15 protein-coding genes and 1 pseudogene are annotated in these 23,236 nt (G+C 44.2%); 10 read left to right on the forward strand and 6 right to left on the reverse strand.

What is annotated here, in order from left to right; translation table 11 throughout:
- Positions 1-18 precede the first annotated feature (18 nt).
- The 4 genes from DMR_RS23780 (at position 19) to DMR_RS17205 (ending at position 5,470) form a co-directional block, all read left to right on the forward strand.
- Positions 19-2,316, forward strand: a complete 2,298-nt coding sequence (locus DMR_RS23780) for a sensor domain-containing protein (protein ID WP_015862279.1) — start codon at positions 19-21, stop codon at positions 2,314-2,316.
- 176 nt (positions 2,317-2,492) lie between these two features.
- The gene (locus DMR_RS23785) at positions 2,493-3,524 is read left to right on the forward strand and encodes a GGDEF domain-containing protein (RefSeq protein ID WP_015862280.1); all 1,032 of its coding nucleotides are present in this window, start codon (positions 2,493-2,495) and stop codon (positions 3,522-3,524) included.
- A 441-nt stretch (positions 3,525-3,965) separates the two neighbouring features.
- Entirely contained in the window at positions 3,966-4,262 is a 297-nt protein-coding gene (locus DMR_RS23790; protein ID WP_015862282.1) for a type II toxin-antitoxin system HigB family toxin, read from the forward strand.
- Positions 4,263-4,294: 32 nt separating this feature from the next.
- Positions 4,295-5,470 carry an ImmA/IrrE family metallo-endopeptidase gene (locus DMR_RS17205; RefSeq protein ID WP_015862283.1) on the forward strand — a complete coding sequence of 392 codons (1,176 nt, stop codon included), beginning with the start codon at positions 4,295-4,297 and terminating at the stop codon, positions 5,468-5,470.
- A gap of 95 nt (positions 5,471-5,565) precedes the next feature.
- On the opposite strand, the gene DMR_RS17210 is transcribed toward DMR_RS17205, so the two are convergent.
- Entirely contained in the window at positions 5,566-6,123 is a 558-nt protein-coding gene (locus tag DMR_RS17210) for a MucR family transcriptional regulator (RefSeq protein ID WP_015862284.1), read from the reverse strand.
- Between the two features lie 147 nt (positions 6,124-6,270).
- Between DMR_RS17210 and uvsE the strand changes: the two genes are divergently transcribed.
- A complete protein-coding gene (uvsE, locus tag DMR_RS17215) occupies positions 6,271-7,179 on the forward strand; it encodes a UV DNA damage repair endonuclease UvsE (RefSeq protein ID WP_015862285.1) in 909 nt (302 codons plus the stop codon).
- A gap of 204 nt (positions 7,180-7,383) precedes the next feature.
- On the opposite strand, the gene DMR_RS17220 is transcribed toward uvsE, so the two are convergent.
- From DMR_RS17220 to DMR_RS25805, 5 genes and pseudogenes are all read right to left on the reverse strand, one after another.
- The gene (locus DMR_RS17220) at positions 7,384-8,526 is read right to left on the reverse strand and encodes a sensor histidine kinase (protein WP_043600989.1); all 1,143 of its coding nucleotides are present in this window, start codon (positions 8,524-8,526) and stop codon (positions 7,384-7,386) included.
- Positions 8,527-8,971: 445 nt separating this feature from the next.
- The gene (locus DMR_RS17225; RefSeq protein ID WP_015862288.1) at positions 8,972-9,373 is read right to left on the reverse strand and encodes a response regulator; all 402 of its coding nucleotides are present in this window, start codon (positions 9,371-9,373) and stop codon (positions 8,972-8,974) included.
- A 52-nt stretch (positions 9,374-9,425) separates the two neighbouring features.
- Positions 9,426-11,123 (reverse strand): bacteriohemerythrin, encoded by a 1,698-nt coding sequence (locus DMR_RS17230; RefSeq protein WP_015862289.1) that lies wholly within the window; start codon positions 11,121-11,123, stop codon positions 9,426-9,428.
- Between the two features lie 218 nt (positions 11,124-11,341).
- Positions 11,342-11,653 carry an integrase core domain-containing protein gene (locus DMR_RS23795; protein ID WP_158304257.1) on the reverse strand — a complete coding sequence of 104 codons (312 nt, stop codon included), beginning with the start codon at positions 11,651-11,653 and terminating at the stop codon, positions 11,342-11,344.
- A 530-nt stretch (positions 11,654-12,183) separates the two neighbouring features.
- Positions 12,184-12,450, reverse strand: a pseudogene (locus tag DMR_RS25805) (helix-turn-helix domain-containing protein); the annotation flags it as partial.
- Between the two features lie 389 nt (positions 12,451-12,839).
- Between DMR_RS25805 and DMR_RS17245 the strand changes: the two are divergent.
- The 5 genes from DMR_RS17245 to DMR_RS17255 all read left to right on the forward strand — a co-directional run bounded on the left by DMR_RS17245 (position 12,840) and on the right by DMR_RS17255 (position 23,223).
- A complete protein-coding gene (locus DMR_RS17245; RefSeq protein ID WP_015862293.1) occupies positions 12,840-17,390 on the forward strand; it encodes a chemotaxis protein CheB in 4,551 nt (1,516 codons plus the stop codon).
- 494 nt (positions 17,391-17,884) lie between these two features.
- A complete protein-coding gene (locus tag DMR_RS24935; protein ID WP_015862295.1) occupies positions 17,885-18,058 on the forward strand; it encodes a hypothetical protein in 174 nt (57 codons plus the stop codon).
- 124 nt (positions 18,059-18,182) lie between these two features.
- Positions 18,183-20,744: a PAS domain S-box protein gene (locus tag DMR_RS23800; protein ID WP_015862296.1), complete on the forward strand. Its 2,562-nt coding sequence runs from the start codon at positions 18,183-18,185 to the stop codon at positions 20,742-20,744.
- A gap of 523 nt (positions 20,745-21,267) precedes the next feature.
- Positions 21,268-22,302 (forward strand): HD domain-containing phosphohydrolase, encoded by a 1,035-nt coding sequence (locus tag DMR_RS17250; protein WP_015862297.1) that lies wholly within the window; start codon positions 21,268-21,270, stop codon positions 22,300-22,302.
- Between the two features lie 36 nt (positions 22,303-22,338).
- Positions 22,339-23,223 (forward strand): transporter substrate-binding domain-containing protein, encoded by an 885-nt coding sequence (locus DMR_RS17255; protein ID WP_015862298.1) that lies wholly within the window; start codon positions 22,339-22,341, stop codon positions 23,221-23,223.
- Positions 23,224-23,236 lie beyond the last annotated feature (13 nt).

The raw sequence follows: 23,236 nt of genomic DNA on the forward strand, positions 1-23,236 counted from the left end.
AGGCTATCGGAGTCTGACATGCTCAGCCTCAAGCCGTCGAGGATTGTTGCTATCTATGCAGTAGTCAGTGCTCTATGGATTCTATTTTCGGACAGGGCTGTCGGAATATTGTTTTCAAATTCCATCTCAACAATAACACTATTAAGTACTTTCAAAGGATGGCTCTACATTGGCATTGTATCAATAATTCTTTATGCATTTTTAAAAAAATACGAACGTGAAAATATAGAACAGCAGAAAATTCTTTTCGAAAGCGAAAAACGCTTTCGAACTATATTTGATTCAGCAAGTGACTGTATTTTTATTCATGACGCAAAAACCGGCAAGATTGTTGATGTAAACAGTAGAACTTGCAAAGTATTCAGATATGCTCGTGAAGAAATACTTGCGCTTGACGTTGGCAAAATTAGCTCTGGGATCTATCCTTATACCCAAGAAGAAGCTGTAAATAAAATCCACCAAACGCTCAACGGGGACATGCTTTCATTTGAGTGGCAGTGCAAAACTAAAGACGGACAAGTTTTCTGGGGACAAGTTTGCACCAGCGTGGCCACTATTAATGGAGACGTGCAAGTCATAGTGAATTTGCAAGATATAAGCGAACATAAGCGAGCAGAGCACATCTTAATAGAGGAACGAAAATTTACAAATGCTGTATTAGAAAGCGTCCCAGGGTTACTATATTTATACAACGATGAGGGCTTGCTGATCCGTTGGAATAAGCAACATGAAACAATTACCGGATACTCAGGCCAAGAACTAGCTCAAATGCATCTGCTTGATTGGTACAAGGGAGATGAGCTAACCCAGAAAAAGATTACCAGCGCCATTAATCGCGTAGTAAAAGATGGAAGCGCCACCGAGGAGGCAGACCTCCAGACAAAGACAGGAGCAAGAATACCATTTTATTTTACAGCAGTGAGTTTAGAGATTGAGGGTAAATTGTACTTTGTTGGAACAGGGATCGATATAACAGAACAAAAGAAACTAGAGCAGCAGCTTTTATTCCGTGCGCTACACGATCCTTTGACAGGACTAGCAAATCGTGTCCTTTGTATGGACCGTATTTCGCAAGCGAGTGAGCGTCTTAGTCGCAACCCAAACCATGAGTTTGCTGTAGTATTTATTGATCTTAACAACTTCAAATCTATTAACGACAGCTTTGGTCATGAGGCTGGTGATCAAGTTTTATGCGAAGTCGCCAACAGGATTCATGGTTGTGCTCGAAAAACCGATACAGTGTGTAGATATGGCGGAGATGAATTTATAATTCTTTTAACGGAAATAAATAAGCCCGACACAATTGAAGCAATACATAGGATTCAATGTGTTCTAAAAACTTATTTTGTTGTCAACACGCATATCTTACAAATTTCAGCAAGCTATGGCATTGCATACGGTGAAAACGAAAAGCAAAGCCCAGAAGATCTGCTCCGCAACGCAAACATCGCACTACATAATGCAAAGAATTCACCGAGCGAAAAAATAATAGTTTTTGAAAATGGAATGCATGAACTGGCAATGCGCAACCTTAGTCTGCAAAACGATATGCGACGTGGCCTTGAAGCTCATGAATTTTTCATTGTTTACCAACCAATATTTTTTTTGAGCACAGGAGAATTGTATGGATTTGAAGCGCTACTCCGCTGGAGCCATCCACAACGTGGAATTGTAAGTCCTGGAGAATTTATACCTGCAGCAGAAGAATCTGGATTTATATACGAATTGGGTAATTTTGCATTGACAAAGGCTTGCAACGATTTCGCCAAATTATTAAAGACTTCCCCAAAAGACAATGAAATAACTTTATCGGTAAATATTTCTACCAAGCAACTCGCAAAAGATAATTTAATTGATATCATTGAATACGCCATTGGCAAAAGCGGACTCCCTCCTGGCTTGTTAATTCTTGAGATTACGGAGTCTTCTATCATGGAATATCCAGACAAATCGGCGAAGATCATCGATGCAATTAAATCAAAAGGGATTGGAATTGCGGTTGACGATTTTGGAACAGGCTATTCATCAATGAGCGTTTTGCAAAAATTGAAACTCGACAAGCTTAAGATCGACATGAGCTTCGTAAACAGATTGACCGAAAGCTCGGAGGATTGTGAAATTGTCCGAGCAATAATCACGTTGTCAAACAGTCTTCACCTACAAACTGTCGCAGAGGGGATAGAAACTTCTGAGCAACTCCAGATTCTTCGCAGTCTCGGCTGCGAGCTAGGACAGGGATATCTTTGCTCTAAACCCCTGGACGTCAAAGACCTGCCTTTGCTGATTACTCAAAATGCATGTCCTTCACTTCTTTGATCATGCACGAGAGCAGTTTGTTTGTGGTGTTAATCATTATACACACTATAGACAAAGGACTTCGCCGTGCCTGAAAACAATTCTCCAAATACACAAACAACAATTGAAAGTATTCAAGCAGCAATAGTTGAGTCCACAGAACACAGGCAAGCCTTGGGGCCTTTTCGACAGGCCTTTTGGCATTATTGATTTATTATAATGTCGTCAATGACGCCAACAGCACATTGGTCGCAAGCTGGGTATCTATTGTCCTTCTTGTCAGTATATTTAAGCTGGTTTTGTCACAATGCCATCGCCTAAAGAAATGCAGAGCCGCCAGCATTGGGACCAGGCAAAAATTTATTTTAATAAGCGCGGCATCCACTGGAATTCTGTGGAGCGTTCCAATTGTATTTGTAAATTTTAATTCTCCTATGGAATTATTCACTGTAATACTTATTGTAAGTGGCATTATATCTGGCTCAGTCAATGCCTACCTTGGCCAAAAAACATGTATGCTGTGGATAGCGACAAGCCCTTGCTTGCTTATTATAGTTTATCTCAGTTTAAAAATTACTCCTATTCCAGTGCCTGCAATAACAAGTGTCTGTGTGTTCTATATTTTTATACTTTTTACTAGCGTTCACACAAAGAAAAGTATCTATGAAATGCTTTTTGTAAAACATGAAAAAACCAAGTTGGTAGAGCAGCTTCAAGAAAATCAAAAAATATTATCAGAACTTGTCGGCAAAGACGACTTGACTGGGCTGCCAAACAGACGGCTTCTTGTAGAAATTTTCGACATGCTTGTTAAAGACTGTCAGCGCAATGGCTCAAAATTTGCCATTGCTTTTATTGATATGAACGACTTTAAAATGGTCAACGATACATACGGACATGAGATTGGAGATAAAGTTTTAATAAATGCTGCTAATATTATGAAAGAAGCTCTCCGGAAAAGTGATGTCGTTGCAAGACTTGGAGGAGATGAGTTTTTAGCTATTGTAAAAAATATAAATGACAAAAATGATGCAGCTACAGCTGCAGCTAAAATTTCATCATCACTTTCGAGAACACTTTTGGTTGATGGCCATAGCATCAATATAAGCGCCAGCGTAGGTGTCTCTGTTTACCCGGACAATGCTAATTCCCTGGATGCATTAATGAACATCGCTGACAGTTCAATGTACAGAGACAAACGTTTTTGCCAGATGGAATCTGTCTCTTAATAAAAATTAAACTCCTCATTGAAAAAATGGCCAATGAGGGGCTTTCTTCAATGGCCTTTGAAAGCTATTTCTCTCTTCCTTCCTTAGCGCGAGCAACAGGGGCACTGCCACCGAGCATCTCGATGGTGCCGACGCCCTTCTCTTGGGCGGCGGCAGTCAATCCCCTTGAGACCGCCAAAGCCGAAAGCATAATTATCAATAATATCGGGATGTTCTGCCAAGAACTAGAGAGGGCATGACGCTGGTTCGCAATCCATCTGGGAGACCGGGTGGATTTATGCCCCGGATAAGCTCCAGAATTCAGCTGTATTTCCAGTTGGTTAGTTTCTCGACGCTTGACTTGAAACCGGAGACAGAAAATAGTTCTCAAAAAGAGAACAATCATCTTGACTCGGCTTGGCCTAGTGGTAATATCAAGTCATGGATGGGGCTGGAAAGAAAATGCGAGTTGTTTCGAAGCGGACCTTAGCAACCTTCTGGACTACACATCCTCAGGCGGCTGGCCCTCTGGCCGCTTGGCATGACGCAATTAGCTCCCGAGAATGGAAAAATCTCGCTGAATTAAGGCAACTTTCCCGAACAGTTGATTATGTTGGCGGCGACAGATTTGTGTTTAATATCGCGGGGAACAAATTCCGTCTCATTGTAAAAATAGACTTTAGAAGCCAGTTGGCCTTTGTGCGGTTTATTGGAACCCATAAAGAGTACGACGGCATTGACAATGTTTCCAGTGTTTAGCTGGGGAACACCTCAAACCAGAGGTGAGGAACATGGAACGCCTGATTAAGACTGAAGCCGATTACAACGATGCTCTGGCTGTGATTGACAGCCTCATGGGGGCCGAGCCTGGAACCGAAGACGACGAGCGTCTTGAGTATTGGGCCAAGCTTGTCGAGGTTTACGAAGAAGAGCACTACCCCATTCCCAAGCCGACTCCGCTTGAGGCCATCAAATTTGCCATGGACCAGCAGGGCTTGACCCGGCGCGACCTTGAGCCGTTCATGGGGAGCAAGGGGGTCGTGTCCGAGGTGTTGGCCGGCAAACGTCGGCTGTCTCTGGACATGATCCATGCCCTTCATGCAGGTCTGGGCATCCCCCTTGACACCCTGGCCCAGGAAATGCCTTTGCAAGCCCAGCCGTTGGACGTCTCCGCATTCCCGATTAAAGAGATGAAGGCCCGGGGCTGGATTAACCCTGCGAGCAAGGCCGAGGTTGAAGCGGCGGTGCGTCAATGGCTCAATGAATGCGGCATTGGCGACGCTCCGCTTGCCTACGCCGCCCGCAGTTCCATGCGCCTGGGAGCCAGAGGCGACGAAAGCGCCATGCTGGCATGGGTGTGTGGTTTGAAATCCATCGCGGCCAAGGAGACGTTACCGGTCAAGTTTGATCGGGCGGCCCTGTGCTCCGATTTTCTTCGCGGCCTAGTTGTCCTGAGCCGTGACCCACGTGGCCCGGTCCTAGCCCGGGAATATTTGGCAATGGCCGGCATCCATTTTGTCGTTGAGCGCCACTTTCCCAAGACGTACATGGATGGGGCCGCGCTGCTTGAGCCGGACGGCACGGCCGTGATTGGCATGTCCCTGCGCCACGACCGAATCGACAATTTCTGGTTCACACTGCTTCATGAGGTGGCTCACCTCACCCTAGGGCATATTGAGCCGGGGAGCTTTGTGGTTGACGACCTGGAAGCTCGGAGCCAGGACGCACGGGAACGCGATGCCGACGCACTGGCCATGGAGTCGCTCATCCCGTCCGAAGGGTGGAAAGCGATCCCGCCTTCGGTCAACACGACCCAGGAGTTCGTTGACGGCATGGCCGAGAAGCTCGGCATTCACCCCGCCATTGTGGCTGGGAGGGTGCGGCACGAGACGCGGAACTACAGGCTGTTTGCAAAGCTGGTGGGAAGCGGAGAAGTGAGAGCCTTATTTCCTCAATGGAGCATGTAAAAAATCCCGCAGCGACCAAGCTGTTATAATTGAAAGTAAAAGCCCCCCATTGGCCAAGTGGCCAATGGGGGGCTTACTTCATTGGTCTTTGAAAACTATTTCTTCTTCTCTTCCTTAGCGGGAGCAGCAGGGGCACCGCCGAGCATCTCGATGATGCCGACTCCCTTCTCTTTGGCGGCAGCAGCCAATCCCTTGAGACCGTCAAAGCCTTTGTCCATGACGAACTTCTTCACTTCGCCCCGGGCAATGCCGAAATCCTTCATAATCATCTGCATCTGCTTGAGGGGGTTGTCTTCGCCAGAGGTGGTCTTGCGAGCAACCTTGACCGACATGTCCTTTTTGGACACATCAAACTTCTTCATATACTCTTCGCGGGTAAGTCCGTGAGTGGCAAGGTGCTTTTTCGTCAAAGTTTTGAATTCGGCACCGCAGAGAGCGCACTTAACGCACTTGCGAGTCTTCTCATGGCGAGGAGCCTCAATCTGTTTCATCGGCTCGGCGGTTATATCGATAACGGGGCCACTGCGGAGCGAATCAAGTTTTTCGTAGATGCTCTTGGCAACGGTTTCGAGGTCGCTAAAATGGATTTTGCCGTGGCGAAGCTGGTCCTTGGCGAGATTGACAGCTTCCGACCACATCTCTTTATCGACCATAGTGAACTCCTTGTTTGTATACGTGTCAGATGTGAACGGTCTAACATCGATAAATAATATGTCAACTCTATTTTTCAATTGTAAGTCAAAATTTTAAAATTAGATCTGGCCAGATGCTGAAACAATTTCAGGAGAAAAGGAGAAGCTATGCGATTTGGGCTTTGCTGCTTATTTGTTGAAGAAAAAATATCGTTTAGAACGACCACAGCTAAAGCCTTGTTGAACTTGACGGTCAAAAAGCGCTTGGAAAAAGTATCCGGGATTTGCCTTCACAACGCAAAAAGTCTGCTGGAATCTGTCAAGACGGTTCATCGTCTGGGCATTGGCGCTTTCAGAATCTCGTCCCAGTTCTTTCCCCGGATGACACACCCTGTTACGGGCTACCGGCTTGAAGAATTGCCTGAGGTTGAGGAAATCAATGACCTGCTGGCAGCGACAAAGAACTTTTCGAAGAATAATGGTATCCGACTCAGCTTCCATCCGGACCAGTTTATCATGCTGTCCTCGCCAAGAGAGGAAGTGACGGAAAATTCCATTCGTGAACTATGCTGCCAGGCCGACTGGGCAGAGGCAGTTAGAGCAGATGTGATCAACATCCATGCCGGTGGTGTTTACGGCAACAAGACGCAAGCGCTGGAACGTTTGAGCGGAGTGTTCAAGGATCTACCCGAGAAAGTAAGCAGCCGACTCACGTTGGAAAACGACGACATCAGCTACACTGTGCGCGATTTGCTCCCTGTGTGCCACGCGCTCTCCATTCCATTGGTTTATGACGTCCATCACCATAGGTGCAATCCGGATGGCCTCACTGAGCTTGAGGCCACGGATCTGGCTGCTGGCACCTGGGCAGCTTTAAAACGCGAACAGTACTGTCATATTTCCTCGCCCAAAAATGGTTGGAGCAAAGGGAATCCCAAGCCGCATGCCGATTTCGTCGATCCCAAGGATTTTCCAACGTGCTGGCTGGAACGTGAGATGACCGTGGACGTCGAAGCCAAGGCCAAAGAACTGGCTGTTGCCCGCTTAATGGGAGAACTGGGGCTAGTGAGGGAATGAGCACGTAGGCAAAACCATTTCAAATAAACTTATCAACTTCTCCGACAAGTTAACAATTACCAGGGCCATGGGCGGCATGCCTGAACGCACTGATAAACAATCCAATTCCACTGCGATTCCAAAAAGTTCAACTTAACTATGTGATACTAGATTTATTTTACAAATAAATACAATATACATAGGTGTGACGCAAAATAGCAATGACTAAACCGCTTTGTTAATCTTAACCCAAAACTTGGTCCCGTCAGGTTCTTCCGAGGTGAAGCCAACTTCTCCTTTAAGATAGTTTTCTGTCAGCAGTTTTATGGAATAGGTTCCAAGCCCACGATCCACTCCCTTTGTCGAGAATGACCGTTTAAAAATCTGCATTTTTACTGATTCAGGCATAATCCTACTGTTAGCAACCCAAAATTTTGCACAATCTCCGTCATCGTCTAGTCCGATAGTGATACTTCCATTTTCGGAAGTAGCTTCTAAAGCATTAATGACCATGTTTATGATAACACGCATGAGTAGTGTATAGTCAGATAAGATTTGGACGTTTTTACTATTTTGCGAAATGGCTATTTGTTTACCGTAAGCCTTTGGATGTGTCCGATATTCTTTTGCCACGAGATTGACCAACTCGATGCCCTGAAGTGTGATCATGGAAAGCTTATATTCTTTGTTTTCCAAGGCAAGCAACTGTTTTTGTTTCTTAATTTCTTCTACTAGACCAAACAGTGACGCTTGAACAAGACTCATCAGTTCCTTACTTTCTTCAGGAACTTCGTCAAACAAAGTGTCAAGTAAGGCTTTTGCCCCTCCTGCCGCATTAAGAATGTCGTGAAAAAAAATTCGTTCTAATATTTTCCTGCGCTTTTCGTCCTCTATGTCCACGATTGAAACGACGTAGTATTTTTCGTTTTCTACACTCCACGGAGAAACAAAAACTCTTAGGTCTTTCGCTGAGCTTTCATCATTGTGTCTTACTAGAAGCTGGCAGTCGTGCTGAGCTTTTGAATCGTTAATCATACATTCTAATACTGCGCGGAGAGCGCCACATTCACGGCAAAATGTAGAGGTGCCACATCCTGCTTCTTCAACGTGGGCGTAGGTGCATCCCATTGCTTCACCGGGGCGAAGCCCGAGAAAGTTATCAAGGTCGTTGATTCCAAGGATGTCTAGAAAAGATTTATTGCTGAAAACTATTTGTCGGTAACTGTTTAGAACGATGAGCGGAAGAGGAAAGAAGTCAAAATAGCTAGAGCAAATGTGCCCAGAAAGCTTTTCTCTTTCGTCTTGAACTTCATTGAGGCTTAGACGTTCTGGGGCGGCACTCTTTGTTTTTAGATTGTCCGTAGCCATGTCCTTAGTCCTTGTTGTAATTAGCAAGGTTCAAAGGGTAGAATTTCATAAATTTCTGTGTCGCTTGAATAATCTTACGTATTTATACTCAATGTAGTTCATTTCAGTATAGGGATCGTTCGGTCATCCGCACAAACTCTGGTTGAGCTGAGGCAGTGACTGCCCCCATTCACTCCCTTTTTGAGACCGCCAAGGCCAACGGCCTGGAGCAATGTCGCTATCTGCTCCACTTTTCCGAGCAATGGCTAACGACAACCGCCGATGCCCAACGCAAGCCCATCCCGCCGTCGCACATTTATACTCAGGGAATGACTATCCCTGCCTGAGCCTCTGCCGCTTAATACTCGTCCTGACATGACTCGCCTTATTGAGCGTATAATCACAAACGGATAATCACAGGACGGAAGCCCCTTCTCACAACTCTCAGCCAGACAGAGCTTGTCGTTTATTGGTGATGTTTACTTTGTGACAAAAGTTCATCAATGCATTTCAGGAGTTGAGCATGGTCAATTGGTTTCTGCACTACTCTGTCAACGCCCGCCCTAAATATCTTTTCTAAATTTTGTGCGCGATGGTCAACGGCAGTGATTATAATAATTGGCGGGTAATCGCTGCTCGTACTGTTGAAGATAAACCGCATTCTCTTTGCAGTTTCAGCGCCATCTATCCCTGGCATAACAAGATCCATTATTATCAAGTCGAATACTTTTTTATTATAATTCTCCAGGGCTTCGTCGCCGTCCTTTGCGGGATGAACCGCATACCCTTGCTTGCTGAGGAAGCGACAAAGTGCAACCCTGTTAATCACGTCGTCTTCGACAAGAAGAATGGTTTGATTTTTCTCCACAGGTTTTTCCTGAAAATTTAAAAACAATTTCGCTCAATATGATGGAGAAGTCTTACATGGAGGTTGGTTCAATCCCAGCACCCAAGAATGTTTTTACATAGCGTTTGTCCGTTTTGCAAATATGATTTTCAAGCCAGTTCTTTAAAAAGTTCATTAAATCCATTGAAATGTTTTTAGATCCAGATTTGTATTCATTGATGAACGACATGACTTTTGACTTGAGTTCTTCGTGAATTTTGATGTGACCTGCTGTCTCTGAATAGTGAAGTTTGTGGAATATTTTTTCCTCTGCATCGAAATGGTAGACCGTGTAGTTGGCAAGATCGTCTAGAAGTTTCTCGACGACTGCTTTCCCTTGGCCTGTTTGCATTGCTTTATAAAGATTGTTGATCATATCAACGAGTTTACGATGCTGCTCATCGACAAATTTGACCCCTGTTGCCAACTGGCTTGTCCAGGGCATTAGGATGTTCATTTCCATGCCACTTTTTAAGTCGGCAATAAGAACAGAAAGTTCTTTGGCTAAATCTGAAAGGACTAAAACTGCTTGAGTAGATTCGTTTATCCCGTCTGATATTAGTACAGCAACCTGACCAACTTCTGAAATGGCGTCGTTGATATGGGAAGAGGTCGCAGATTGTTCTTCTGAGGCAGTGGCGATAGAATGGATTTTCATTGTGTTTTCTTCGGCGTAGTGTTTGATTGCTTCTGCAGAGTTTCCTGCCTTTTGAGCCATCTGAGTGGCTTCTTCGGCACATTTAACAGCATTGACCATTTGATCAATATTCATTTGAACAGAATTTTGAATCGAAGATATGGTTGCGCCAACTTCCTTGGTTGCTTGCATCGTCTTCTCTGCAAGTTTTCGCACCTCGTCAGCTACGACTGCAAACCCTCTTCCTGCATCACCGGCGCGGGCAGCTTCGATAGCGGCATTTAGTGCCAAGAGATTTGTCTGGTCCGCTATGTCACTAATGACATTCATTATGTTGTCAATATTCTGCGCTTGGGTGCTTAAGTCGCCCATGTTCTCCTTTAAAGTAGTGGTCGACTCATTGACTTTTGCTATAGCGATGACAGCACCTGAAGAAATTTGAGCGCTCTCTATAGCATTTTCCTTGGTACGGTCAATGCTGACAGAGGCATCTGACGTGCTGTGCGAAATGTCGCGAATAGCCACATTCATTTCATCCATTGCAGTCATAGTTTCTGACATTCGATTTTTTTGAGTTTCCGCTCCAGATGAAATGGATTCCATTTGGTTTGAAATTTGCCCGGCTGAACTTAAAATGTCTTGCACAACTGTTTCGAGCTTGGATGAAGCAGATAGCAAATTTTTAATCCTAGATTCTTCTGCTAGGCGGGAAGCTTCTTGAGCTTGGCCTATAGATTCATTGCATGAAGATTCAATTGTATTTATTTCTGATTTTAACGCATCGATATTTTTCAGCAAAGCTGCTTTTTCAGCGTAAAATCGTAATATTGTTCCTTGAATCAAGTCTAGATCTTCGAGCTGCATGTCATTGACCTGATTTGTTTTCGCTAAATTATTACCAATGATTTGATTTTGTATTTTGTAAATTTTAGCATGAGTAAACACAATGTAAATGCAAGCTGTTAACACAGTGGCAATCGCTGCTATCGCGTCAACAACAAATAAGTTGATATCAAAATAAGACAAAAGAAAGGAGGCCGCAGTTGTTGATGCAGAAATTAGCACTAGTACTAAGCTAGCTAGGCGGATGTTCATGGCTGACTCCTCTATTTATGAGAACTTTACCACGTTATATCCAGAGAGAGCAACAGTCGAAGAGCTTTTTGCAAAATATTTATGGTGACATCACCTCCGCCAGATACAACCTCCTAGAGGGAACTCGGTAGAGAACGGGAGGGTTTCTTGGACAGTTTCACCCTGAAGTTATGCCCCCTGGCGACCTCGGCTTTCTGCTTTTCCCTGACCTGAGCCGGCTATCTGTAGCCGTGCCGACCGATCCGCCACTTGCGGTTGTAGGTTTCCTTGAAGACCAAAAGCGCCAATCGGAGTTCCTCAACGTTTCGGAAACTGCGTACCCAAAGAAGATTTTCCTTGAGGATGCGGACAAAGCGTTCGGCAATGCAGTTGCCCTGAGGCTCGCGCACGTAGGACGCCGAGTCCTTGATGCCGAGAAAGGCGATCTCCTGCTGGAAGTCCTCGGCGATAAAGTGGCTGCCGTGGTCGTGCCGCAATGTCAGCCACTCGGGCCACATCCTGACCAAAAGCGCCGAAACTGTGGCGCACACCCTGCCGGATCGGCTCCAAGGCCTCAAACCGTGTACCGCGCTTGGCGGCATGGATGCCGACCACTTCCAGTGAGCAATGATCGATAGCGGAGAAAATGGCGGCGTTACCTTCCTCGAAGGTCAGCTTTGAGGCCATGTCTGTGCCCCACATCTCGTCCACACGCTGGGTCTTGATCGTCCCGTCATGGGCCTTGGGGCCATGGGGTCGGCCAGGTCGCTTGTAGGCCAAGAGCGCGTTTTCGCGCATGAGGCGCAACGTCCGCGCCGGGGAAGTCCTGATTCCTTTCTCACGACACCAGCCCAGACCTTCCGAGACCCCTCGCCGTGAAAAGGACTTTCCCGAATCTCGTCCTTGATGTGCTCAACCAGGACCGCATCGCTATGCCCGCCTTGAGGGCCACGTCGTTTGGCAGGAACAGCCTCGAGCGCGCGCCAACGTCGCCAGTATACCGTGGAACGAGGGAGCGCCCAGACACGGCAGACCAGCGCTAGCCCGTAGTTCTTCCCCTAGGAGGCCGAGGCGGCTTGGCTCATTTCCTCGACCTCCTCCGGGCCAAAGGGCGGTTTTGCTCCAGCCGGGCTATCCTCTCGCGAAGCAACTCGTTTTCCATGGCCTGCTCGCCGATTTTCTCACGGAGCCGGCCGACTTCAACGGATTCCCTTGCCGGTTGTGGCTTGAAACCCGATTCCCCGGCCTCCAGAAAGGTTTCGCGCCACTGGGACAGCGTCGCGGCCGTCACCCCCAACTCCCGGCTCACCAAGTCAATGTCCTCGCCTCGAAGCAGCCGGAGTACGGCCTGAGTCTTGTGACGCGCCCAAAATCACTTGGGCGCTCCTTCCTCTCTCTGCATACGACACCTCCCGAGCGGCAGATTCATACCGCCAAGTTGGTGTCCAAGAAAAAACTAGTCCAAATCCAAAAAACTGGCTATTGCCCGCTTAATGGGGGAACTTATCTGGCGAAAATATGAATTGCTTACTACTTATACGCCGGATTTAGGAACACCAAACCACACAAATAAGAAAATATAGATATAAATAGTCCGACTTAATCAAATGACCATGGCTTGGATTTGTTCGTCTTTGTGGATGCCTGCGGCGAAGAGTTTGTCCTTGACTTGAGCCTTGATCAGTTGCACCAATAGTAAGAATGCTAGTTTAGATTTAACGCCAACAGGATCAATTTATGCCAACTCCTTCAAAAGATTCCACACTAAACGATAACAATGCAACTAACACGATAAATCATCCTGGCGGACCCCCTGAGCGTAAGCAAAAAAATGAAATAACTGACAATTTACATATTGTTGGAGTTGGAGCTTCTGCAGGTGGGCTAGAAGCACTTGAGTTTTTTTTCAATCAAATGCCGCCTAAGAATGGTCTTGCATTCGTTGTTATTCAGCATCTTTCTCCTGATTTTAAAAGTCTAATGGATGAAATATTATCGAGGCAGACGTCGATGGCGATACATCGTGTCGAAGATGGAATGGAACTTCTTCCTGACAGTATATACTTAATTCCGCCTAAAAAAGAAATGACAGTCAGAAAAGGTAAACTCTTTCTCTTCGACAAGGAGCCTTCACGCCCTTTAGAAATGCCTATCGATATTTTTTTTCGCTCTATGGCGAAAGAATCTGGAGAGAGAGCAATTGGAGTAATTTTATCAGGCACAGGATCTGATGGTTCTCGTGGCATAGGAGCTATTCACGAAGCTGGAGGTCTTGTTTTGGTTCAGTCTCCTGATACTGCTCAATTCGATGGAATGCCACGAAGTGCAATAGACACAGGAATGGTTAATTTTATTTTGTCGCCTAAAGAAATGCCTGAAGTAATTTTACAGTATTTAAATGATCCACAAGCATTTAGGCGGTCTGAGCAGCAGACTTTACTTGATGGCCAAGCAATTGATGATGAAAGTTCTATGGCGTTAGCTCTGTTGAAAAGGCATTATGGGATAGATTTTGCGTATTACAAGCCAACCACAGTGGGCCGCCGCCTCTCCCGTCGGATGACTATGCGTCAAATGTCCAGGCTGTCCGATTACTTAGACTTTTTAAGCACTAACGTGGAAGAACTGAATGATTTATATAAAGACCTTCTTATTGGAGTGACCAGTTTCTTTAGAGATCCAGAAGCTTTCAGCAAAATGGAACGAGAAATAATTCCTTCCATATTCGAATCAGCTAGTGAGAATGAAGAGATTAGAGCATGGATCGCAGGCTGCGCAACAGGTGAAGAAGTCTATTCATTGGGAATCCTGCTTTATGAAGAAGCCCGTCGTCGGCAGTTTAAAAAGAAAATCACCATTTTTGCAACGGACGTTCACCGTGAATCTTTAGAATTTGCCTCACAAGGTTTGTACGATCTAAATAGGTTTAGTGGAATGTCGCCAGAACGTAAGTCTCGTTTTTTTCGAGAAGAAAACGGTTTGCGCTATCGTGTCTGTCCTGAATTACGATCAATGGTTGTGTTTGCTCCTCACAACGTAATAAGCGATCCGCCTTTCACGAAAATGGATTTAGTATCTTGTCGAAATATGCTGATTTACCTTCTCCCAGTTGCACAAGAAAAAGCAATTTCCTTGTTTCATTTTGCTCTTAAGGTGGGTGGCATTTTATTCATGGGATCAAGCGAAAGTCCTGGTGCGCTTGCACCAGAATTTGATGTTATCGACTCCAAAAATAAAATTTTTAAAAAGATGAGAGATGTTAAGCTCAATCTAGATTTGCGGCTTTCTTCACCAGGAGAAAAATTTAAAAGAGGGAATGTCCCTGTAACGTCAACAGCTGGTATGGATCGAAACTTACTCCGTGACTATGACCTGTTACTCAAAAAATATATGCCAACGGGATTGATCGTTGGCGAGCGCCGCGAGGTTCTACATTTTTTTGGTGATGTCTCTCGGTATTTGACAAATATTGCTGGGCGGGCTGAACGAGACGTTATTGACATGGTTGAGGGCGATTTGAAACTAGCTCTTGGTGCAGCTTTACACCGAGCTGCATCAGAAAATACGCGCATCGTATTCAAACATGTCAAGATTGCGATGCAGGGTGGGCATGAGCTTGTTGACCTAGCTGTAGAGTGCTTGACTGATGATAAATTGACTCAGAGACATTACCATGTAACTTTTTTGCCTCCCAGTTCTATCACAGTGTCAGCGATTGAAAATGAAAAATGTGGCACTGAAACAGCCTTCCTTCCAACCGATGAAGTTTGGAGACGTATTGCTGAACTAGAAGGAGATCTTCAGACCACTAGAGAAAATCTTCAGGCAACCATTGAAGAGCTTCAAACAACAAATGAAGAGCTTCAAGCTACAAACGAAGAAATGCTAGCTGCCAATGAAGAACTTCAGAGCACGAACGAGGAGCTTCATTCCGTCAACGAAGAATTATACACAGTAAATGCTGAGTTTGAAAAAAAGAATAAAGAGCTTAGAGAACTAAACGAGGATCATGACAATTTATTGCGAAGTACTGAGGTCGGCACACTTTTCCTTGATGACAAGCTATGCATTAGAAAATTTAATCCAGCAATAACAAAGTCATTTAAATTATTGCCCCATGACGTCGGTAGGCCTGTCGACCACATTGCATACCAATTTTCCGGTCAGGCAGAAATGCTACAAGATCTTCGAGACGTATTGTCAACTGGCAATATGATTGAGCGTGAAATTCAAGCAAATGACGAAGAGTGGCTGCTTCAACGCGTTCTTCCGTTTAAAAGCGACTCCGGGATTAAAGGGGTGGTTTTGACATTTACAGACATTTCAAAAATAAAAGCTTTTGAATTAGAAAGAAATAAGGCTAAATTGTTAAAAGAACTTGCTTCTAGTGTTCCGGGGATGGTTTTTCAATATGCCTCATCTCCTGTTGGAACTTCGGGGTTTACTTTTATAAGTGATGGTGCATCAAGCCTGCTTGGATCCGAGTTGGCGTCGGAATTGATAACCGCCAGTAGGATGTCATGTATGGTTTACGAGGCAGATTTAGTCAATTTTGACCAAGCCTTGATTGAAGCAACTAATAGTAATAGTATTCTTGACTGTGAGCACCGAGTTAAATCTGAAGGTGATAACGAAAAATGGCTTCATACCCGCTGCACCCCAAAAACTCTGCATGATGGTACAGTTTTTTGGAACGGTGTTTCAGTGGATATCACTGAAAGAAAAATTGCTGCTGCCCAAGTTTCAAAAGCTGCTGAATTTTATTTAACTATTTTAAATAGAGCGCCTGCGCTCATCTGGCGTGCGGGGCTTGATGCCAAATGCGATTGGTTTAATGCTACATGGCTTTCATTTACTGGTCGAGATATTAGTCAAGAATTGGGTGACGGTTGGGCTGACGGTGTTCATCCTGAAGATCTTCAGCATTGCTTAGATACGTATAAAAAATCATTTATTGCCAGACAATTTTTTGAAATGGAATATAGAATGCGTCGTCACGACGGTGAATACCGTTGGATTGTAGATTTTGGATGCCCATTTAAAAATATTAATGGTGAATTTGGTGGATACATCGGTTTTTGTTATGACATAACAGATCGACGTCAAGCAACATTAGACTTAGAACTGGCGAGATTTAATGCCGAAGAGGCGAATAGGACAAAAAGTGAATTTTTGGCCAATATGAGCCATGAAATAAGGACACCGTTAAACGGTGTCCTTGGCATGCTCCAACTGTTGCAAAGCACTTCTCTTGATGTTGAGCAAAAAGAATACTCGATTGCAGCTGTTGATTCATGCATTAGATTGACTCGCTTGCTGTCCGATATTTTAGACCTTTCAAGGGTCGAAGCAGGAAAGCTTGGCATCCAGGCCGTCCCTTTTGATCTAAGTGAAACCGTTAATGTCGTTAATGAATTATTTAAAACCCAAGCAATCGAGTCTGGCATCACATTGGATTTCCATATTGACCAAGACATCCCCAAAAGGCTTATTGGCGACGCTCCTCGCTTGCAGCAAGTGCTTTGTAATTTAGTAGGCAATGCTCTTAAATTTACTCACGCAGGAAAGATAGCTGTCAGTAGTCATTTGTTGCCGTCATCAGATCCTAAACGTATAAGTCTAATGTTTTCTATTTCGGACACAGGCATCGGGATACCACATGACAAGATTGACTTGCTGTTTACCCCTTTTACGCAAGTCAGTGAAGGATATACTCGGCGTCATCAGGGTGCAGGACTTGGGCTTTCGATATGTAAGCATCTTGTAACATTAATGGGGGGGAACATCTCAATATCCAGTGTCTTGGGGCAAGGCACAACGGTAAATTTTTCTGCAAATTTTGATTTTAATGAGTATTGCCCTATAGATAATTCGCCTGATCTGACGCGCTCTCAAAATTTAAAAATGACTTTTAACATCCTTTTGGCAGAAGATGATAATGTGAATAGATTAGTCGCGCAACGGATGCTAGAAAAAGCTGGATGTACAATTACTTTGGTGGAAAATGGAAGACAAGCAATTGAAGCTTTGCGCGTTGGGAGCTTTGACGCAATTCTTATGGATGTACAGATGCCAGTGATGGATGGGGTTGCTGCAACCACAGCTATTCGCAACGGAGAAGCAGGCAAAGAACATACTAGAATACCAATTATAGCCATGACAGCCTATACTATGTCTGGTGATAGGGAAAAGTTTTTAGCTTCAGGAATGGATGGCTATATTTCAAAGCCGTTAGAGATTTCTAACCTGCTTGAGGTACTTAAGCGAGCTTTGGATCCTGTTTCTTGAACAAGTGGCAGGGGTCCGGGGCAAAATCCAGCATTACCGTGGCCCCAGGAGTGACCTCTTTGATCATCTTGGCGATGAATCGCCTGACACTTGAATACGCGCCGGTAGAGCCATGCTTGCGAATCAGGACTTGGTGGATTGTACAGCCGGCAACACCCTGCTTGCCCCAGTCCCGAACATCGTCTTGGAAAGTGATGACACTGGAGGTTGAGGCCCTGTCAGAAACAAACGAAGAAAGGACCGCGTCAGCGGACACGGACGCCGCAACTGGATTGAGCCATCAGTGCGACTCGACTGTCTCACGGACGTGGGCTAGTTTTATGCGCCCCCTCAGGCCGGTCTTTGCGATCTGCTTGTCGGACTCGCAAAGGCGCATCCGGACAAGGGTTTGACGATACGCGTACATCTCGAACCTCCGATTAGACAAGCTCTGGAGCGTTTGAGCGGGGTGTTGAAAATGGGAGTATTATGCCATTTGCTCCCGCAAGAGGAAAATGGAACGCCTGATTAAGACTGAAGCCAATTACGACGATGCCCTGGCTGTGATTGACAGCCTCATGGGGGCCGAGCCTGGAACAATGGTGTCCCTTGCCCAGGTCATCTGCAGCGGCTGGAAACCGATGCTCTTATTGTGGATTGGCTTGACGCCATGGAGTTTGGGCGCGTAATATTATTGTTTAGTTCTACTACTTTAATTCGAACTTATGCTTCTATCAGGCAATTCAAGAGCGCTATTGACGTCGCAATCTTTCGCGCTATCTTAATGCCTGGTGAATGCAAATGAGCTGACACATGCAAGACTTAAGCTTGGAATATACTCAAATAGCAAAAGAATTGGATAGCGCTCGAAAACGTGTAGCAGAACTTGAATCCAAGCTTGCTTCTTTAAGCGATGTTGAGTTTGATTTTTTAGGAGCACAACGCCATTTAGTTAACAGCATTTCTTGGAAGGACGGCATCTTTAATGTGCCTGCATTTGGCATTCTTGTTGTCACAAAAAAACGTGTCATAACTGATGTTAATTCTGGTTTACTCGAAATGCTCGGATATGACAAAAGTGATCTAATTGGAAATTCAGTGGAAATGCTACATATAAATAGGGAGTCGTTTCTGAAGTTTGGAGAGCGCTACTGGAGTGCTACTGCAAAAAAACGTATTGTTTCAACAGAGTGGCGGCTAAAAAGAAAATGCGGCAAAGATGTTTGGGTTATAATTTCGGGCAGTGCCATTGATGCTATGGATATAGAACGAGGGGTTGTTTGGGTTGTGTTTGATATAACGAACCAAAAAAATACAGAAATTGCTCTTGGAGAGAGCGAAGACAGTTTTAGAAGTTTTTTTGAATCAATCAACGACATAGCCTGGGTCGTTAGTAGTGACGGCAAAATAGTCCAGGTAAACAACTCTGTGCAAGAAATTTTAGGATTTACACCGCAAGATATATTAAATAAGAACGTTATCGATATTCACCCAGAAAACGTCAGACATGAAGCAGTGACTATTTTTGGAGATATGCTTAAGGGAAAAAGAGCAACATGCCCTCTCCCTTTGTTAAAAAAGAATGGTTCTTCATTACCCGCAGAAACAAGAATATGGAAAGGAAGATGGAAAGGACAAGATTGTGTTTTTGGAATATCACGAGACTTAACGGTTGAACAAGAAGCTTTGCAAAAATTCGAACGATTATTCAATTGCAATCCGGCTCCCATGGCTTTATCAACTATGCCAGACATGAGACTGATAGATATAAACAATTCATTCGTCGAGATAACTAGATACCAAAGAGACGAAGTTATTGGAAAGACCTCTGACGAATTAAATTTATTCACAAGTCATGACAAGTATTGCGATTTATTAAAAATACTTTCAAGAGATGGACAAATCAAAAACAGCGAAGCACAAATATATGACAAGGACGGCAATGTTCATGAAGGAATTTTCTACGGAGAAATAATAGAGTCACAAGGCCAGAAGTTCTACTTGTCAGTAATGGTTGACATTACAGAAAGAAAACAAATCGAAACAAGTCTCCAGAAGCTTAAAAATAAATACAAAAATTTGATCGAAAATTCTCCCATAGGCATTTTTGAGTCAACACCAAATGGAAAGTATCTCGCTGCAAACCCGAGCTTGGCAAGAATATACGGATATGATTCCGCAGAGGACTTAATAAACAGCGTTAGCTCTATTGAATCTGATATTTATGTTAATGAATCTGAAAGAACGCAAACGACAGATCAACTTAAAAACTGTTGCCTGTATGGGCTAGAGCAACGAAGAAAAAGGAAAGACGGAACTATTTCATGGATATCTTTGTTTATGCGCTCAGTGAGAGATCAATTCGGAAATATCAACAGCTACGAAGGTTTCGTTTCAGATATTACTGACAGAAAGCGTGCAGAAAATGAACTAAAGGAAAGTGAAGAAAAGTTTCGACTCATAGTCGAAACATCAAACCAGGGCATCATTGCTATTAATCAGCATTTTGATATTACTTATTCGAATAAAATAATTCAGGAGTTAGCAGGCTATAGCGAAAATGAGCTTCGCGAGTTGCATATTGATAGCATTTTTTTGCCTTGTGGCGAAGAATTTTTTTCAAGAACAATTATCAATGCAACTGAACGGTCCATACCCAGGCTAGAGTGTAGGATTAGAAATAAAGATGGCGAATGTTTGTGGGTTTTGTTTTCAAGCTCTCCAATATCTCGATTAGATAATTCTTCTGGGGGTGCATTCATTATGATTACTGATATATCTGAACAAAAAAACTTAGAATTTAATCTTTTAATGCTTGCAACAAAGGATGGCTTGACGGGAGTTAGCAATCGGCACCATTTTATGGAGATTTCTGGAGCGTTATTATCTTCAGCAACTCGCTACAATACTGAATTTTCTGTGGCAATTTTTGACATTGATAATTTTAAGACTGTAAATGATACATGGGGACATTCTGCAGGGGATATGGTTTTGAAAAAAATTTGCACATTAGCAACAACAGAATTCCGATCTTCAGATATAATTGGACGCTTAGGCGGCGAAGAGTTCGCCATATCAATGCCTGAAACATCTCTTGAAAATGCAGCAGCAGCAGTGGAAAGATTTAGAACAATTGTTGAATCAACTATCTTTGAATACGACGAAATTCCAATCAATATTACAATTAGCAGTGGCGTTGCAGCTTGCTCAAAACATATAAAAACAATCGACAGCCTATTAAAATCAGCAGATAACTTTTTATATAAAGCGAAAAGGCATGGAAGGAATCAAACTGTAACGTCAATCAATGCAAAACAGGAGACAGATTATCCAGACAGATGGCCGTTGAATTCCTTGAAAAGACGCAGTTCATAAGTAGTATGTGCTGAACTACGATTTTTGCTAGCAAGTTATTTTGCTCGGCAAGCTACTGATTATAGCTTTATTCCAAATATTTCTCTAGCGTATTTTTTTGTCGATTTACATACTATCAACCAAATAATCGCAAAAATATTTTAAAATGCTCCTGCACATCAACAATATCCGTTAACAAAGTCTTTGGCTCATCGACGGTTACTCTGGCTAATTTTCGGTTTACACACAAAACATCAAACGTATTTAGTTAGATTTGTTTCGATTTAGCAAAAAATGCATACAAAAACAAGCAATCATTTGGCAAAATTTCGATGATTCTCAGAAAACAGTGCGAGTTGAAAACATGAAAGTCAATCCTATTTGAATTTGTACTTTTAAGACGGAACTGCTCTGGCTAAGAAAAACCCTAGGAGAGACGAACTATCAGCGTTGATCCCTAAATAATTTCAGGAACGTTGTTTTCTTGTCAATGTGGTTACAAGCAAAAAGTCAAGTTGTTTAAAAGCAATACACAGGAAAATTCATGCGCATACTAACCGCCGATGATGACCCCATAATGCGAGCAAGGTTATGCAGGTATTTACAAAAGAATGGGCATACAGTTGAAACGTGTTGCGATGGACTTTCTGCAATTGATAAATTCTTCTCATACGAAGACCCTCCAGAATTGCTGATTACTGACTGGATGATGCCAAATCTTGATGGCATTGAGCTAGCAAAGAGGGTTCGTCAAGCCAAAAACAATAATTATACATACATAATATTGTTGACAAGCAAATCAGAGACTGAGGATCTAGTAGACGGCTTTACTGACGGAGGCGTGGACGACTACATTGTCAAGCCTTTTTCTTTTGAAGAACTTCAAGTAAGAATAAATGTTGGTGAACGAATTGTCCGATTCGAACGAGAGCATCAGGAATATAGCAGGTCCCTAGAGGGTGTTGTTCAGCGCCAAACGCAACTCCTAAGGAAGACCAAAGACGAACTTATTGAACGTCTACTTTCTGCCCTGGAATTTCGCGACCAGGAAACTGGCTCTCATGTACGTCGCATTGGGTTGACGAGTGCCCTGTTAGGAAATCATTTAGGATGGGACTCCACCAGCCTTGATGATCTTCGAGTCGCAGCATCAATGCATGACATCGGCAAGGTAGGAATCCCAGACGATATTCTCAAAAAACCCGGCCGACTCACGTCTGAAGAATACGAGATCATTAAGGAACATACTGTTATAGGAGCAAGTATCCTTGCTGGCTCGCAGTTTGAGGTTATCAGTATGGCCCATGATATCGCCTTGCGACATCATGAGAAGTGGGATGGTAGTGGCTATCCTGGCGGATTGATTGGAACGGCCATTCCTGTAAGCGCGCGGATTGTAAGCATCGTGGACGTTTTCGATGCCCTGGCCAACGACCGTATCTATCGCCCAGCCTTGTCTCGCGAACAAGTCTTAGACATTATGCTGGAGGGCCGGGAGCGACATTTCGACCCAAATATCTTGGATTTATTTTTTTCACTTCTGCCTGATATCTTTCGTATTCAAGCAGAAAACCAATAGTGAAGCACCCAACCCAAACCCTAGAAGGAAAAACTCATGAGGGCAACTTTCTTTAGTGCGTTAATCCTAGCCGTTGCGATCGGTTTTGTTGCTCCTTCGACCTACTCCTGGGCGAATGACCTCCCAGAGATAAAAGCCAGCGGAGTTCTGCGCCACCTGGGAATCCCGTACGCAAACTTCATCACTGGTCAAGGCGACGGTTTTGACGTCGAGATTATCAAAGCCTTCTGTGAGCATCTTGGGGTTAAATACGAGTTTGTCCAGGAGGACTGGCCCACCGCCCTGCCAAGTCTTATCGGCAAAAAATTTAAGTTGCAGGACGGTGATGTCAACTTCATCGCAGACGCGCCCGTCAAGGGTGATCTGTTGGCCAATGGTCTTACAGTTCTTTCGTGGCGGGAGAAGATTCTCAACTACTCAAGTCCAACGTTTCCCACCCAGGTATGGTTGGTGGTGCGTACCGACTCTCCCCTCACACCGATCACACCTACTGGTGACATTAACAAGGATATCGAACTCACCAGGGCCAAACTGAAGGACTTGACCATTCTTTGCAAGAGTGGAACATGTCTAGATCCATCGCTTTTTAACTTAACTCCCACAGGCGTTACGGCTAAGGATTTTGCTGGTTCCCTCAACGACCTCGCTCCGGCTGTGATCGTGGGAGACGCCCCAGCCACACTGCTCGACGTCCCTGACGCCATAATTGCCCTTCAAAAGTACCCCGGGAAAATCAAGATTATTGGCCCATTGACGGGAAAGCAGGAAATGGCCGTAGGTTTCCGCAAGGATCAACCACTTCTCCGCGATGAATTTAATAAGTTCTATGCGCAGTTCAAAGCTTCAGGAAAATATGAAGCTCTTGTGTACAAGTATTATCCTCTCGTCTTTACTTACTTCCCGGAGTTCTTCAAAAAGTAGCAACTTTTGGAAT

Origin of the sequence: Solidesulfovibrio magneticus RS-1 (assembly GCF_000010665.1) — a bacterium.
Lineage (GTDB): Bacteria > Desulfobacterota > Desulfovibrionia > Desulfovibrionales > Desulfovibrionaceae > Solidesulfovibrio > Solidesulfovibrio magneticus.